Raw genomic sequence first — 16,638 nt, 5'->3', positions numbered from 1 at the left:
ATGCGATCTAGGCGATATAAACGTGGTGATCGAGTAAAAATCAATATTCATAAATCGGTATCACCTGAAATGCTTGCGTGGCTGAATAAACAATCAAATCCAACTAATTTCTTCTTCTTTGCTGCGCAGCAACTATTTAAACAAGTAGGAGATATTGATGTTTCTAAAGCTTTACCAAGCAGCCATGTTTTCTCATTATATGTGGAGCCTTCATCCTTATTAAAAGTCGAAGTAAACCCTTTTAAAAACATGACACTAGACACAAATACATCCACTGAAAATGCAAAAAAAAAATTATGGGAATCTGTTGATCAATTAGATTGTCCATTTTTTTAAACATAGAAAAATATAAGAAGTCCCCATCACTATACATACGAATACAGTGATGGGGTTTTGTTTGTAAATGGAAGGGGCACAATACAATTTGTGACCCTTCCATTAGTTATTTATCTAAATTTTAGATGTATGTTTAGAAACAGCATTAATTATGCTTTCCCAGTCATCTGGATGGTTTTCATGGCCTGCCCCTTTAAGGGTTAATAGTACTGAGTTTGGAATTTCATCAATTAGTGCGAGGCCATGTTCAAATGGTAGTGCTGTATCGTCTGTTCCGTGAATAACTAATGTAGGTGCTTGTATGGATTGAAGTACACCTTCATATGCATCATCACCTTGAAGTAAAGCGTGATTAAACATACTTAATAAATTGTTTGCGCGTTCTATTTCTTGTTTTACTTGTTTATAAACTCTATTTTCATCAAATATTCGTTCTGATCCACATAATAGACGAGATCCTGAAACTAAATACTCTGCCACATCATTTTTATTTGCCCAATCTATACTTGTGCCATTTACATGATGTGTTAAAATCCTTTCATCCATTGGAGGTAAATCGCGAGTATTGTCATCAGATCCTATTACACTAGTCGCTAGTAAAGTTAGCGTCAAAATTCTTTCGGGATGTTTTACAGCGGCAATTTGAGCAATCATACCACCTAATGACATGCCAAATAGGTGAGCTTTATCAATATGATAAGCATCTAGTACTCCAATTGCATCTTCAGCCATATCTGTTACTGTGTAATTGGAAGTTCTAGGTTCATAGGCAACAGAGCGCCCAACATCACGGTTATCAAAGCGAATAACAAACTTCCCCGTACTAGCCAACAGCTCACAAAACTCTTCATCCCAATAAACCATGGAACATGTAGCGCCCATAATTAATAAAATAGCAGGGTTCTTAGGGTTCCCAAAGCTTTCTGTACATATATCAATTCCGTTTATTTTAAATATCTTTTCACTCATATAGTTAGCCTCATTTCTTTTGAATTTAATTAATAAAACAATTTTGGATGATTCTAAGATGTGTGTAAGATTCGTATTGGAATTTATCCCGCTATTTTCCGGGCAGTAAGAGTCCCATTTCAAAATTCCGGGAAAGTAAAGAAGTTGGGAGGGGACCAACTTCCCGGAAAAGCCCGATTGGCGAGGGTTGATTAAAGTTTCACTTTATAATGCTTCTTGCATAATTACCCCCAAAAATAATTATATGTTAATTCAAGGCAAAAAATTTTGAGAAATAATTGTATGTTATTAAAATAAACAGCAAGGAGGAGAGGAAATGAAAGCAATTGTTATTGATCAATATGGTATTGTTGAAGAATTAAAAGAAAGACAAGTTTTAAAACCGGTTGTTCAGAATAACGAAAAAGCTCAACAATAAATAATATCCCATACTATACATTTTCATTTTCAGGTATTATTTATTGTTAGCTATTGTGATATTACTTCTAACAAATACTGTTTCGTATTGTATCGTGTAATTTTTCTAATCCAATTTCCATATCTTTCTCGTTTAACATTGAATAGCTAATTCTTAATTGGTTATCATTTGTTTCGTAATTTAATAGACAAGCTGTTCCTGGTAAAAAAGAGACATCTACTTCATTTGCTTTTTGTAATAAGGTAAAGGGATCTATCGAATCAGGTAGTGTCACCCATAAATTAAAACCTCCATTTGGTATTTCAAAGTGTAGTTCTTTTAATGGCGATAATATATCAATTGTTAAATCACGTCTCATTTGTAAAGCTGTACGTAATTTTTCTAAATGGTTTTTCATACGTTCTGCACGTAAAAACGGTAGAAGTGCCTTCTGTGTTAATAAAGGACTACCGATATCCATTGAACCTTTTACTGCATATAGCCATTCAAAAATAGGACCATCGGCAATAAGTGCCGCGATACGCAGTCCTGGTGCTAACGTTTTACTAAATCCTTTTATATATATTACGTGGCCATCCTTATCAAAACTTTTGATTGGGGGCGGGATTATAGCATCCTCAAAATATATTTCTCCGAAAGAATCATCTTCAATAATAAAAAATTGATATAACTCCGATAGTTCTATAAGTTCCATTCTTCGTTCTTTACTCATTACTGTACCTGTCGGATTCTGGAAGGTGGGATTCGTATACAATAAAACGGGATTTTTACTTTGACAAATATCATCAATTAAGTCGGAGCGAACTCCATGATTATCAAGAGAAACGGGAATGATTTGAACACCTTTATTGATGAAAATATCAAGCGCAGCACTGTAACATGGACTTTCTACTAATACAATATCTCCAGGTTTTAATAATGTTTGAGCAATTAAATCAATTCCTTGTTGTGCGCCGCTTGTAATTAATAATTGAGATGGGTCTGTCACTAATTTCTGGTGTTCATTTAAGTAATTTGCTATTTCAACTCGCAATTCATAATCGCCTTGAACTGGCCCATAAGTTGCTAACAACATCGGATTTTTATCCAGCAATTTATGCATTTCATCTGCCAAAAATGGATTTGGTAACAGACGAGGATACAGAATTGCTTGTGAAAAATTATAATATTTACGGTGCTTATTCATTGCATATTGAGAACGCATAACATTAATCGTTTTCATTTGTTGCCATTTATACGGAATTGGTTTGAAATCTTTCTTTACCCGTTTATATATGTAAGCACCTTTTCCTTGTTCGATGCGTATATACCCTTTCGTTTCTAACTGTTTATACGCTTTACGAACTGTTAATACATTGATTTGTAAATCTGTGGCCATACAACGTAAAGAAGGAAGAGATTCACCATGTGAAAGCATACCACTTTGTATTCTGTCAACAATTTGCATATATATTTGCTTGTAATACGGTATGTTTGTTTCTTTACGCAATACAATTTTCATAGGTTCACCTATTTTTCTTTTTAACTTAATTAAAGCGAAAAATATATAGGGAATCAACTACAACTTGAAGTAACTGTTATATGTACCGATACACTGTTATACACCATAGCCTCTATACTCATTCTAAGAGTAAAAAGGAGGAAGCAAAATGGTCATTTTTAATTACATTTTAGTATGTATTATTTTCGGGACAACATTTTTAACGATAAAAATTGGAATTGAAGCAGGGGCGCCACCGTTGTTTTCAGCAGGAATTCGCTTCTTTTTAGCGGGCATAATCCTTATGATTATTTTTAAATTAAAGCGAAAAGAAATTATGCCACATATATTTTCAAAACGCATTATGTATGCTGGATTTTGTTTAACATTTATGACATTCGCAAGTTTATATTGGTCAGAACAATATATTTCTTCGGGATTAGCTGCTGTTCTTTCTGCTACGGGACCAATGATGATTTTATTAATACAAGCAAAGAGGAATAGGGAGAAATTACAAAAGGAACAACTCGTTGCTTTAGTTATTGCACTAGCAGGTGTTATATTTGTTTCTTTACCAGGAATGCATCAACAAGTAAGTTTCATATGGAGTATTGCTTGTATTGTGTTAGTTATAGGGGAGTTATTTTACGGAATAGGCTCTATTCGTTCGAAAGAAATACTGTCAGATTTATCAAATGTATCACCATTTCTTATTAACGGTATTCAAATGTTTTATGGAGGGATTTTACTACTAATCGCATCTATTATTGTAGAACAACCAAATGTAACCGTATTAACTTCATGGAGTGTGCAATGGCCTATTTTATACCTCATATTTATCGGATCGATTGGTGGACACGGATTATATTACTGGCTCTTATCAAAAACAAATCCAGTATTTCCATCGACGTGGTTATATGTATCACCATTAATTGCAATAATTGTGGGATATATCATTTTAGGAGAACCTTTAAATCCTACAATGGGAATGGGGGCTTGTCTTATATTGATTGGTGTATTTTTGGCCAATCGTTCAACACTACGGACTTATTTCAAAAAAGGGCGGTTATTAGAGAAGGAGATGTAGTTTAATAAAGCAATAGCCCTGTATATTACAGGACTGATAAAATCAAAAACACAGTTGGAAAAATAACCAACTGTGTTTTTGATAATTAATTCACTTTTTTAATAAAGCCTTTATAATGACGTTTTACAAGCTGGCTTTCTAACGTCTTCATAGTTTCTAGTGCTACACCGACAATGATAAGTAAGCTTGTACCACCAATTTGAGCAGAAGGTGGTAACGTAGCAATTTTCGTGAATACGAGCGGTAATATAGAAATAGCACCTAAGAAAATTGCACCGATAAATGTTAAACGGTATAGAATTTTAGTTACATATTGTTCAGTTGCTTTACCAGGACGAATACCAGGAACATATCCATTTTGCTTTTTCAAATTCTCAGCCATTTGTTCAGGATTTACTTGAATAAATGCGTAGAAGTATGTGAAAGCAACGATAAGACCGACATAAAGTGTCATTCCAATTGGATGTGCGAAATCAAGATTTGCAACTAACCATTTTGATACGCTTGACTCAGGGAAGAGCTGCGCAATTGTACGCGGCGTCATTAAAAATGCAGAAGCAAAGATAACTGGTATAACACCAGCACTATTTACTTTAAGCGGTAAATGAGTGTTTTTTGCTCCTTGATATTGATTGTTTCCTGAAACAGCTTTTGCATATTGGATCGGTATTTTACGTACAGCTTGTTGAATGTAAATAACACCAACAACTATCGCTAAAATTACGAGTCCAATTAAAACAATTTTTATTATGTGCATAAATAGCTGATCGCCAGCATTTTGGAATTGTTGTAAATAAATTTGATTTGCAACATTTGGAATGGCGGCAACGAGACCTGCGAAGATAATCATCGAAATACCATTACCAACTCCGTTAGCGGTAATTTGTTCGCCTAACCAAAGTAAAAATGCAGTACCTGCAGTTAAAACTGTCGCAATAAATAAGTATGTAGTCCAGCTTTGATCTGTTATTAATTGTCCACCTGCTATATTATTAAAGCCATAAGACATTCCGATGGCCTGTATGAATGCGAGAATGATTGTAAAGTATCGAGTGAATTGAGCTGATTTCTTACGGCCCATTTCTCCTTGCTTTGCCCATTCCGAAAATTTAGGTATAACATCCATTTGTAGTAACTGTACTATGATGGAAGCTGTAATATATGGTGTAATACCTACAGCAAAGATTGAGAAGTGTTGCAATGCTCCTCCGCCAAATACGTTTAACATACCTAGAACGTTAGCTTGATCTTGTACTTTTAATACCTCTGCGTTAGTATGAGGAACTGGAATAAACGTGCCAATTCGAAAAACGATTAACATCGCTAGTGTAAAAAGGATTTTCCTTCTTATCTCAGCTACTCTCATGAAATTTGAAATCGTACGAAACATTATGTCGCCTCCTATATTTTTATCAGTAAAAAACTGATTATTATACCCTATGAAGTAACCACAAACCTCCTTCCGCACTAAATTCATTTGACAAATGGATTTTCATACACTTTGTAGTTTTCACGGATATAAAAATATAAGGTGTTATATAAGCGACCTATACACTTCACGTAATCATTCAATACCCATAATATATCGAATAAATTAACAAATGTACATACATACGCATTAAAAATGAATAAATAGGGTCATTTTTTACATTTATTTAATGATAAATTGATAGGACATTATACTGGTAAATGCGCTTCGTATATTCCTTTAATCAATTAAAATCCTCCACCTTTTTATTTTCTTACAATTAATATATCGATTTAAAAAGAATTTAAAATCAAATAAAAGTATGAAAGTACATACTACTTTAGTAGTAGTAATAGTAATCAATTGTATTTCAATTAAAATTCATGTGATTAGAGGATTCTTTTTATTTAAGAAGGAATAAATATTTAAAGAAAGCTAAATAAACAGTGTACATATTTATAGGGGAGAAGATGTAAATGAAAGTTTTTATAAAAAAATTTCCACCATTAGAAGTAGCATATATAAGACGAACTGGTAGCTACTTTGAACCACAAGATCACTGGGGAAAGTTACTGAATTGGTCAATTGAAAATAAACTTTATCCACCAGAGCAATCATTTATCGGAATATCATTAGATAATCCTGAACTTGTTGCAAGTCATAAGTGCCGGCATGATGCATGTGTTACGATTCCTGAAAACTTCGATAAAGAAAAGCATCATGATGTGCAATTTAAAAGATTAGATGGAGGTACATATGGTCTATACCAGTTCTATGATGAACCTCATAAATTAAGTGAAGCGTATCAATACATGTATGCAGAGTGGCTACCAAATAGTGAGTATGATGCAGATTATGATAGAGATAATTTAGAGTTTTGCTTAAATAATGTTGCTGAAGATCTAGACGGAAAGTTAAAGGTTAATTTATTTGTGCCAATTAAAAAGATATAAAAAACAAATAATTTCATTTGTAGCTTTAAAATGAAATTGGAATAGTAGTGAAAGAAAAACTTTTTTTGAAGATAATATTTCTAGCGTAGGAATTTAAGTATGTAGGTTGCAATGAAAGGAGAATCCACATGGATACATTTGTAAATGACAAGTTTTATGAAACGAGAGATCAATTAGTTGAGGAAATTAATTTGTTGAGTGATGCTCAATTTAATAGGAAACCAGATAAGGATAAATGGAGTATTGCACAAGTTTGTCATCATTTAGTTTTATTAGATGAGAGAGTTATAACAGTTATTTCATCAGGATTAAAAAAGTTAGATAGTACCCAAAATGAGCGTAAAGAAATTCACACTATTTTATTAGATAGAACGAAAAAGTTTATAGCTCCAGAAATGATTGAACCAAGTATAGAACCATTTGAAGTGGAGCAAATGCTCAATATGCTAAACGAATCAAGAAAAGAATTGATGCGTTTCCTGAGTACAATAGAAGATGAGTCTATATTAGCGAAAAAAGCAGTGATGCATCCAGCTCTTGGAGAATTGCCCCTTGATCAGTGGATAGAACTGATTTATTTACATGAACAGCGTCATATTTCACAAATAAAAGAGATAAAATTGCTTTGTGAAATTGAAAAGTAAAAATCATTCCCTATTTATTGATGCGTATTATAAACAGGGAAAACGGTTGATTCATATTGATTCAGAAGAAAACAAAAATAGAATGAAATTAGTTGAAAGTAACCAATAAGCTTAAGAAAATATGAAACTATCCGATTTTCTGTATAAGTGTAACCCCGTCTTAAATGAAGAGCGGGGTTATTTTTTTGGAAGTACACTTCACAGGGGTATTCTGTCAGGAAACGATAAAATACAATTCTGTTAGGGGATGTATGCAATTTATTCTCTTTATTTTGCAACAGAACCACCTTCAAAATTATCTTTTGTAGTTGAAGTTTCCTGAATAATAAGTTACATTTTTAAAGTTCAAGCAACTTTATGAAAGTACAAAAAGGGGAGAAATATTATTATTATGCAAAAAATGAAATGGAAGAACTATGTATGTTACTTTGTAATTCTATTACTGCTTGGAACAGCAGTAATAGTCAAACCACCTATCTCTAAGGCTGAGGAATCTGAAGTTAATATCACATTGTTAGGTACTGCAGATATTCATGGTAGATTTATGCCTTGGGATTATGCGCTTGATGGAGCAAATATGAGTGGAAGTTTGACGCAGCTTTATACGGTTATAAAGAAGGTCCGTCAAGAAAATCCAAATACCATATTAGTAGATGCTGGGGATACAATTCAAGGAAACTCAGTAGAATTATTCAACGATAAACCACAATCGCCAATGATGGTAGCGATGAATACAATGGGATATGACGCCTGGGCATTTGGAAATCATGAATTCAATTTTGGATTAGATACATTGAAAAAAGTTAGTGAGCAATATAAGGGAAAAACGTTAGCAGGAAATATTTATAAGGAAAATGGAGAGCGCTTTCTTCCTGCATATACAATTGTGGAAAAAGGTGGAATTAAAGTTGGGATTATTGGTATGAATACACCAATGATTAGTGATTTTGAAAAAGGGACAGATCATTTAGATGGTTTAGTGGTGAAAAATCCGGTAGAAGAGACGAAAAAGGCAATTAAGGAATTAGAAGGTAAAGTAGATGTAATGGTAGGAGTTATGCATATGGGATTAGAAAATGAGAATGGTATCCCTGGTACTGGTGTTCAAGATATTGCAAATGCTTGTCCGGAACTAAGCGCTATTTTTGCGGCTCATATGCATAAACTTGTAAAAAAAGAAGTTGTAAATGGCGTAATTATTACAGAACCAGATAAATATGGAACACATATTTCACGTATTGACCTTACTTTTACAAAGCAAGATGGGAAATTGGTTTTAAAAGATAAAACTGCTACCGCTATACCTGTAAAAAATGCTGATGGAACAACGATATTATCTGATCCTACACTTGAAGAAACATTAACACCTTTTCACGAATATGCGAGAGGAGATGCAAATGTTGTAGTCGCTCAATTAAAGGGGAGAAATCTTGTTCCTGAAAATGAAATAAAAGGTATTCCAAGTGTTCAGATTCAAGAAACACCTTTATCAGATTTCTTTCATGAAGTCATGCTCTACTACAGTAAAGCGGATGTAGTAGCCCATCAAATTGATAATGATTATGCCCGTTTGGATATAGGTCCTATTAAGAAAAAAGATATTGCGTACAATTACCAATATGCCTTGGGAGAAATTACAGTATATAAGATTTCTGGAAAAGATTTAAAAGACTATATGGAATGGGCAGCAGGATATTTTAACTCATCTCGTGCCGGAGATGTAACCGTTAGCTTTGATAAAACCCGCCGTGCATCTAAATACAGTACGAACGATTTCTTTGGAGGCGTAAAATACGAAATTGACTTAACAAAACCATATGGAAGTAGAATTACAAATTTACGCTCTATTCGTACAAACAAACCAATCAAAACGAGCGATGTTATGACGCTGGGAATGAATGCATATAGAATGGAGGCTCTTCAGGCAAAAGGGGGAGCTTTAGAGGGGCGTAAGTTTGAACAAATTTGGTCATCTAAACAAGAGAATGCATTTGGAGAAACAGGCGGAACCATTCGTAACCTTGCTATTACATATTTAAAAGAGGTAAAGAATGGTGTATACACTCCAAAAGTTATGCGTAATTGGAAAATTACTGGTGTAGATTTACATTCTTCAGAGCATAAGGCTGTAGTTGATCTCGTGAATAAAGGGATTTTAGAAATTCCAAAAACAGAAGACGGAAAATACGCAAATATAGCATCTATAAATACGAAAGACTCAATTTCGAAAGAAGAAATTGTAGCACTCTCACAAAAAGCAAATATTAATCCAAATGAGTTTAATCATGCAAAGACAAAAGGTGAATTTTATAAAAAACTTAATAGGATTACTAAAAAAATATAAATTATAAGGTTTCTTATAGTGATTGTTATTTTAATAGTATGAAACTCACTCTTACAATAGTAAAGAGTGGGTTTTTATGTTGTTATTTAGATGTAAGTATACTTTTATTAGAATGAATATAGATAATTAATAACTAACCAATTGGATGAGCGTCTATAAGGATTCTCTTTTATTCAAATTAATGTACATATGTGTTCCGTTCATTATTTATAATATTGACCACAATTTATGTAATTTTGCATAATCTTACATAAATTTCGTATTTTCTCTTTTTTCCGACAGAAATAGACAGTATACTTTGTACAAGCTTTCTATTTCAAAAATTATACGAGGTGAAATAATGAAAAACAAAAAGACATTAACTAAGGTAGCATTAACAACAGGATTAGCTTTAACAGCTGTGGCACCATATGGCGTAGGTCATGCAGAGGAAACAGATCAACTACAAGTCCAAATTCAAGAGGAATCGTTCCGTTCGGGTGAACTTACACAACCGTCACAAAAGGCACCAGAAAATGTAGTAAAGGATGCACTTAAGGAGAAAACAGAGCAAGCTCTGTCCCAAAAACAAGTCAATGGAGAAGCAGGAGTAGATTATAAAGTTCTTCAAAAACGTGGTTCGTATGATGGAACTACACTTGTGCGTATGCAACAAACATACGAAGGAAAAGAAGTATATGGCCATCAATTAACTGCACACGTAGATAATAATGGTGTTATTAAAAGTGTTTCAGGTGATAGCGCACAAAATTTAAAACAAGAAGAATTGAAAAAACCTATTAATCTATCAAAAGATGAAGCAAAACAATTTATTTATACGAAGTACGGAAACGATCTCAAGTTTATTTCTGAGCCGGAAGTTAAAGAGGTTATTTTTGTTGATGAAAATAATGGACAAGCTAAAAATGCATACCAAGTTACCTTTGAAGCTGCAACACCAAACTATGTTTCTGGTACTTATTTAGTAAATGCACAAAATGGTGATATGTTAAAAAATATGGTACAAGAATCTAACTTAAAAGCCAGTGACAAACTAGTTGGAGCTTTAAAGAAAAGTAAACAAAGCAGTCTTACATCATTAACTGGAACAGGAAAAGATGATTTAGGTATTTCTCGTTCATTTGGTATTTCTAAACAAAGTAATGGCAAATATGCTCTTGCTGATTATACAAGAGGGCAAGGCATTGAAACATATGATGTGAATTACAGAGATATTACTAAAGAAGAAAGCTATTATCCTGGTACATTAGCGACTAGTACTTCGGCAACATTTAACGATCCGAAAGCAGTAAGTGCTCATTACTTAGCAACAAAAGTATTTGATTTTTATAAAGATAAATACAAGCGTAATAGCTTTGATAATAAAGGACAAAAAGTAGTTTCAGTTGTACACGCTTGGGATTCTGAAGAGACGAATGATCCGAAAAATTGGCAGAATGCATTAAGTGCTAATAATGGAAGTATGCTTGTATATGGCGATCCTATTGTTAAAGCATATGACGTAGCTGGACATGAATTTACACACGCTGTTACTTCTAGCGAATCTAATCTTGAATATTACGGAGAATCCGGTGCGATTAATGAGGCATTATCTGATATTATGGGAACATCTATTGAGAAATACGTAAATAATGGAAAATTCAACTGGACAATGGGAGAACAAACGGGATCTGTTTTCCGTGATATGGAAAACCCAGCTTCTGTTCCATCTTCACTTGGAGTACCTTATCCAGATGATTACAGTGAATTTAACGATTTTAATGGATGGGATCAAGGCGGTGTTCATTTTAATTCAAGTATTATTAATAAAGTTGCGTATCTCATTGCGAAAGGCGGAACTCATAACGGAGTAACTGTTAAAGGAATTGGTGAAGATAAAATGTTTGATATTTTCTATTATGCAAATACAGATGAGTTAAACATGACTTCTAATTTCAAAGAATTGAGATCAGCATGTATTCGAGTAGCAACTAATAAATATGGTGCGAATACAGCTGAAGTTCAAGCAGTTCAAAAAGCATTTGATGCAGCAAAAATTAAATAATTTAGAAATATAGTTCTCATTCATATATTAATACATTATGAAAAACAGCTAATGTCATTTTAAGGATATTAGCTGTTTTTTTACGTAGCAATGTATTATTGAAAATAAACTGACTAAGCAATAATGAGGCGCTTTCTCTTTAAGAAGTAGTGACAAATCAATAAGGTTTAAAGTGTATAAAAACAGAAAATTAATAATATATTGACCTCTTGATAGAAAGTCTATAAAATGAAAGCGATAACAAACGATTGCTTTAAAATGATTTCCCTGATCTTTTAGTATTTACAAATATATGAAGGCATAAACAAATCTATTTTTTTAAGCGTTAATGCAAACGCTTTCGTATTAAAAGGTCATTGAAATACATACGTGAAAATAGCCAATATGGAGGTGAAGTTAAAGAGATTTCTAGATAAATTTAAGCAGTTTTATTCAGTGAAAGCATAATAAATCGTTAGTAATATTTGAAGAAAGGGTGTATGTGGTGCAAATTACAAAAAGATTAATTAACAAAACAGTTTTATTACTTACTTTAATCATTATGTTATCATCTGTTTTCTCTTTTCAGAGTGTGAAGGCAGTTTCAAATTCGAAAACAACTGAAATTATCATTCATTACAAAGAAAAACTTGGAAATACAAAAGACTGGAATCTTTGGTTATGGGGAGAAAATGCAAATGGTACATCTTATGAATTTACTGGTGAAGATGAATTTGGAAAATACGCTAAGATAAAAATAGACGGTGACTATAATCGTGTAGGATTTATAGTTCGAACAAATGAATGGGAAAAAGATGGTGGGGATCGTTGGATTGAAAATATAAAGGACGGTCGTGCTGAAGTATGGATTCTTTCGGGTGATGAAAAAGTATATAACTCTAAGCCTTCATCGGATCTCTCAATTCAAAAAGCAACTATTGATAGTTTCAATGAAATTACTGTAACGACTAATGTCCCGTTTCATATTAAGGAAAAGAAAATTGAAATTGAAGGCATTAAAATTAAAAATATTACTCCTTATGATACAAACAGTGGAGATATTACTAATAAGGTTAAAATAATTACGGAACAGAAAATTGATTTAAAACAAACATACAAAGTTAAAATTGAAAACTTAGCTGATACGAATACTGAAATTGGTAAAGTCATTCGTAGCGAAGAATTTGATAATTTATTTTATTATGGTGGCAACGATTTAGGAAATACATATACTCCGCAACATACAAAGTTCCGTTTATGGGCTCCTACTGCAAGCGAAGCGAAGTTAGTTACATATAAAAACTGGAACGATAAAATAGGTGCTGAAATAAACATGCAACAAGGCGAAAAGGGAACTTGGACAGCAGAACTAAAGGGGAACCAAAAAGGGCTCTTTTATACGTATAAGGTCAAAATTGGTGATAAGTGGGCTGAAGCGGTTGATCCATATGTGCGTGCTGCTTCTGTAAATGGCGATAAAGGTGCAGTCGTTAATTTAGAAGAAACAAATCCGAAAAAATGGAAAGCAAACAAAAAGCCAAAATTTAAAAATCCGGAAGATGCTATTATTTATGAGTTACATGTACGCGATCTTTCCATTCAACCTGAAAGTGGTATTAAACAGAAAGGGAAGTATTTAGGTGTAACAGAAAAAGGCACAAAAGGGCCAGGAGGTGTAAAAACAGGACTTGATCATATAAAGGACCTTGGTGTTACTCACGTTCAGTTTTTACCGATATTTGATTATGCTTCAGTAAATGAAGAGACTTTAAATGAACCGCAATATAACTGGGGATATGATCCTAAAAATTTCAACGTTCCAGAAGGCTCCTATTCTACAAATCCTTATGAGCCAACTGTTCGAATAACTGAATTAAAGCAAATGGTTCAAACACTACATGATAATAATCTTCGAGTAGTGATGGATGTAGTATATAACCATATGTATAATGCTGCTGAATCTAATTTTCATAAGTTAGTTCCAGGTTATTATTATCGTTACAATGAAGATGGAACATTTGCAAATGGAACTGGAGTAGGAAATGATACTGCTTCAGAAAGAAAAATGATGAGGAAATTTATGATAGATTCCGTAACATATTGGGCAAAAGAATACAATTTAGATGGATTCCGTTTTGATTTAATGGGTATTCATGATTATGAAACGATGAATGAAATACGTAAAGCTGTTAATCAAATTGACCCTTCTATTATACTACACGGAGAAGGATGGGATTTAAATACACCTCTTGCAGCTGAGTTGAAAGCAAATCAAAAAAATGCAGAGAAAATGAAAGGGATTGCTCATTTTAACGATAATATACGTGATGGGTTGAAAGGTAGTGTATTTGAGGAAAAGGAAAATGGTTTTGTAAATGGAAAGCAAAACATGGAAGATCGTATTAAAAAAGGCATTACAGCAGGTATTGACTATGATACAAATTCGTCTACCTATCAAGATCCTGAACAGGTATTAACTTATGTGGAAGCACATGACAATCATACATTATGGGATAAACTTGAGTTAACTAATCCAGGTGACAGTGAAGAAATGCGAAAACAAATGCACAAATTGTCTTCTTCAATTTTATTAACATCACAAGGGATTCCATTTTTACATGCAGGGCAAGAGTTTATGCGGACGAAATACGGTGATCATAATAGTTACAAATCTCCAGATTCAATTAACCAGATGGATTGGCTGCGCCGTGCAACGTTTAATAATGAAGTAGATTATATGAAGGGTTTAATAGAATTACGCAAAAAGTACTCAGCTTTTCGAATGACATCTGCAGAGCAAATAAAAACACATGTATCATTTATTGATGCTCCGAAAAATACTGTAGCTTATACAATAGAGGGGAATAAAAATGAATACTTTACAGTGGCTCACAATGCAAATAGAGAAGCTGTTGAAATAACACTTCCATCGAAAGGGCCTTGGAAAGTACTAGTAGACGGCAAGCAGGCGGGAAGTAAACCACTTTATGTTGTCCATGACAATAAAATTAAAGTTCCTGCATTAAGTTCATTTGTCTTAAAAACAGAGAAACCGATTAAATAAAAGCGAAGAATGTGGAAATAAATACTGCATTGAGCAAATTTAACAAGGATTGCAAATAAAAAAAGCGAAATGAAGATTATTCTCACTTCGTTTTTAAAGTTAATGTAATATAATTTCACATACTGTAATTATATTACAATTTAATAAAAGAAATAAGCAATAGATTATTTCTTTTATGACAGTAGGAGGAGAAGATATCTTTGAGTTTATTTATAAAATTACCTGAAATACATTCGTAATCCATATAATGTTTATTATATATTCGAACATATAACGAACTAGATGTTCGAGTTGTATTAATTCCTACAAATCGTTTAAAAATAACAAAGGCGTAAAAAGTATATGGAATTAAAATAGAGAAAAGACACCATTCAAGGTGTCTTTTCTCTATTTTGAATATGAAATGTAAGTAACTCGATTGTATGTAATAGTATGTGATATTTTCACACTAACTGATTAAGAAAAATTTAAAACTCTTTTCTTAATCTATTTGTAATAAATTACATCATAAAATTTTATCGATATAATAAATAAAACTTTCTCAACATTATTTGATTTAATAACTATATTCAACCGCTCTCCAATCCATTACAATAATTTCACATTGGAAATACATGAATATTCTCAATGTTATAAATGGTTTATACCTTATAGGATTACTATGGGAAAGGATGTGAAATATCCAAAAAGAAATCATTTTTTATGATGAAATAAAAAATTTTAATGAAGAAAAAGTTATTTCATTATTTTCAAGTTTCGTTAAAGTGCATGTATTTATAATCACTATGAGACAAGGAGCAGAATCCGAAAAAATTTTTGTAAATTAGAAAATTGCATTTCAAAAATAAGTTAAACGTTTATGGAGGGTTATATGAGCGAGAAAATTTATTACTGGTCTCCGATTAAGCATTGGGAGAAGTTGCATAATGAAGTTTTGATAGGGGAAATGAGATTTACAGGTATTCTGTCTGAGTGGTTTCCAGATTTTTATTTTATGGCTCAAAAAGGTGTGAAAATTAGTGAACTAGTAGAGCGCTTTTCGTTAGGAAATGTAGAAGAGACACAAAAAAACATAGAGCTCATGATAAAAAATCGTGTGTTAGTAAGTAATATATTACACCCAAGAGAAGTATTTTCTTCACAAGAAAAGATTTTTTCAAATCCATATAGCAACCAGATTCGCTTTTCTAAAGAAAAGTTAGATAAGTATATGAGTGAACAATTAAATCGCACGCACGTTGCTGCACGGTCGACCGAAATTCAACTTGAAACAACAAATGAGCTACCTACTATAATCAAGGAACGTAGGTCTTGTCGTCAATTTGATATGGAAAAACATATTAGTTTTTCGGAATTTTCCCGATTCTTATCAACTCTAAAACAGGTTAGGGAAGAAAAAATATACTATCATTACGCAAGTGCAGGCGGGCTCTATCCCATTGATATCTTTGTTTATGTAAAACCAAAACGTATAGAGGATATGAAAGCTGGATTTTATTATTATAACCCATCAAAAAATAGTCTTGTGATTGTAAACAACATTGATCAAGTAATCAAAAGTGATCATGAGTTAATTAATCAGGATTTATTTACTCAATCTGCCTTCTCAGTTTATTTGGTTTATAATGCGAACGCTTCCATCCCGAAATACGGTTCAGATGGATATTTATTTGCTTGTATTGAGTCAGGCATTATCACTGCTACCTTAAATATGGTTGCTGAGACATTAAATTTAGGGGTTTGTTCAGTTGGTCATATGAAATTTGAAGATATTCAGCAATTTTTATGTTTGGATAATCATCAAGTGTTTCTCCATGGGCTTGAAGTTGGTTTAAAAATTAACGAGTAGAAG

Annotated in this window: 11 protein-coding genes; 8 read left to right on the top strand and 3 right to left on the bottom strand. The window is 32.7% G+C overall.

Annotation, left to right across the window (positions count from 1 at the left end):
* The gene (locus tag QO049_RS04275; RefSeq protein WP_001257760.1) at positions 1–336 is read left to right on the top strand and encodes a hypothetical protein; all 336 of its coding nucleotides are present in this window, start codon (positions 1–3) and stop codon (positions 334–336) included.
* A gap of 114 nt (positions 337–450) precedes the next feature.
* Here QO049_RS04275 and mleBCA read toward each other — a convergent pair whose 3' ends face one another.
* Both mleBCA and pdxR read right to left on the bottom strand, forming a co-directional pair.
* Complete coding sequence (gene mleBCA / locus QO049_RS04270; RefSeq protein ID WP_001290770.1) at positions 451–1,305, bottom strand: BCA family alpha/beta fold macrolide esterase; 855 nt, start codon at positions 1,303–1,305, stop codon at positions 451–453.
* Positions 1,306–1,790: 485 nt separating this feature from the next.
* The gene (gene pdxR, locus QO049_RS04265) at positions 1,791–3,224 is read right to left on the bottom strand and encodes a MocR-like pyridoxine biosynthesis transcription factor PdxR (protein WP_000706791.1); all 1,434 of its coding nucleotides are present in this window, start codon (positions 3,222–3,224) and stop codon (positions 1,791–1,793) included.
* A gap of 148 nt (positions 3,225–3,372) precedes the next feature.
* On the opposite strand from pdxR, the gene QO049_RS04260 reads away from it, so the two are divergent.
* Entirely contained in the window at positions 3,373–4,290 is a 918-nt protein-coding gene (locus QO049_RS04260; protein WP_000234333.1) for a DMT family transporter, read from the top strand.
* An 85-nt stretch (positions 4,291–4,375) separates the two neighbouring features.
* Here the strand turns inward: QO049_RS04260 and secY are convergent, their stop codons facing one another.
* Positions 4,376–5,680, bottom strand: a complete 1,305-nt coding sequence (gene secY / locus QO049_RS04255; protein WP_098382534.1) for a preprotein translocase subunit SecY — start codon at positions 5,678–5,680, stop codon at positions 4,376–4,378.
* A gap of 554 nt (positions 5,681–6,234) precedes the next feature.
* Between secY and QO049_RS04250 the strand changes: the two genes are divergently transcribed.
* The 6 genes from QO049_RS04250 to QO049_RS04225 all read left to right on the top strand — a co-directional run bounded on the left by QO049_RS04250 (position 6,235) and on the right by QO049_RS04225 (position 16,635).
* Positions 6,235–6,711 (top strand): AraC family transcriptional regulator, encoded by a 477-nt coding sequence (locus QO049_RS04250; protein ID WP_000862353.1) that lies wholly within the window; start codon positions 6,235–6,237, stop codon positions 6,709–6,711.
* Between the two features lie 128 nt (positions 6,712–6,839).
* Entirely contained in the window at positions 6,840–7,355 is a 516-nt protein-coding gene (locus QO049_RS04245; protein ID WP_098382535.1) for a DinB family protein, read from the top strand.
* Between the two features lie 391 nt (positions 7,356–7,746).
* The gene (locus QO049_RS04240) at positions 7,747–9,699 is read left to right on the top strand and encodes a bifunctional metallophosphatase/5'-nucleotidase (protein WP_284489180.1); all 1,953 of its coding nucleotides are present in this window, start codon (positions 7,747–7,749) and stop codon (positions 9,697–9,699) included.
* Between the two features lie 340 nt (positions 9,700–10,039).
* Positions 10,040–11,743, top strand: a complete 1,704-nt coding sequence (locus QO049_RS04235) for a M4 family metallopeptidase (RefSeq protein WP_000791453.1) — start codon at positions 10,040–10,042, stop codon at positions 11,741–11,743.
* Between the two features lie 484 nt (positions 11,744–12,227).
* Positions 12,228–14,786 (top strand): type I pullulanase, encoded by a 2,559-nt coding sequence (gene pulA / locus QO049_RS04230; RefSeq protein WP_084064237.1) that lies wholly within the window; start codon positions 12,228–12,230, stop codon positions 14,784–14,786.
* 871 nt (positions 14,787–15,657) lie between these two features.
* The gene (locus QO049_RS04225; protein WP_033667158.1) at positions 15,658–16,635 is read left to right on the top strand and encodes a SagB/ThcOx family dehydrogenase; all 978 of its coding nucleotides are present in this window, start codon (positions 15,658–15,660) and stop codon (positions 16,633–16,635) included.
* Positions 16,636–16,638: the final 3 nt, after the last annotated feature.

The sequence above is a fragment of the Bacillus sp. RB3 genome (assembly GCF_030164735.1).
GTDB lineage: Bacteria > Bacillota > Bacilli > Bacillales > Bacillaceae_G > Bacillus_A > Bacillus_A cereus.
Note: the sequence above shows the minus strand (reverse complement) of the source record. Positions and strands in the feature narration are given on the sequence as shown.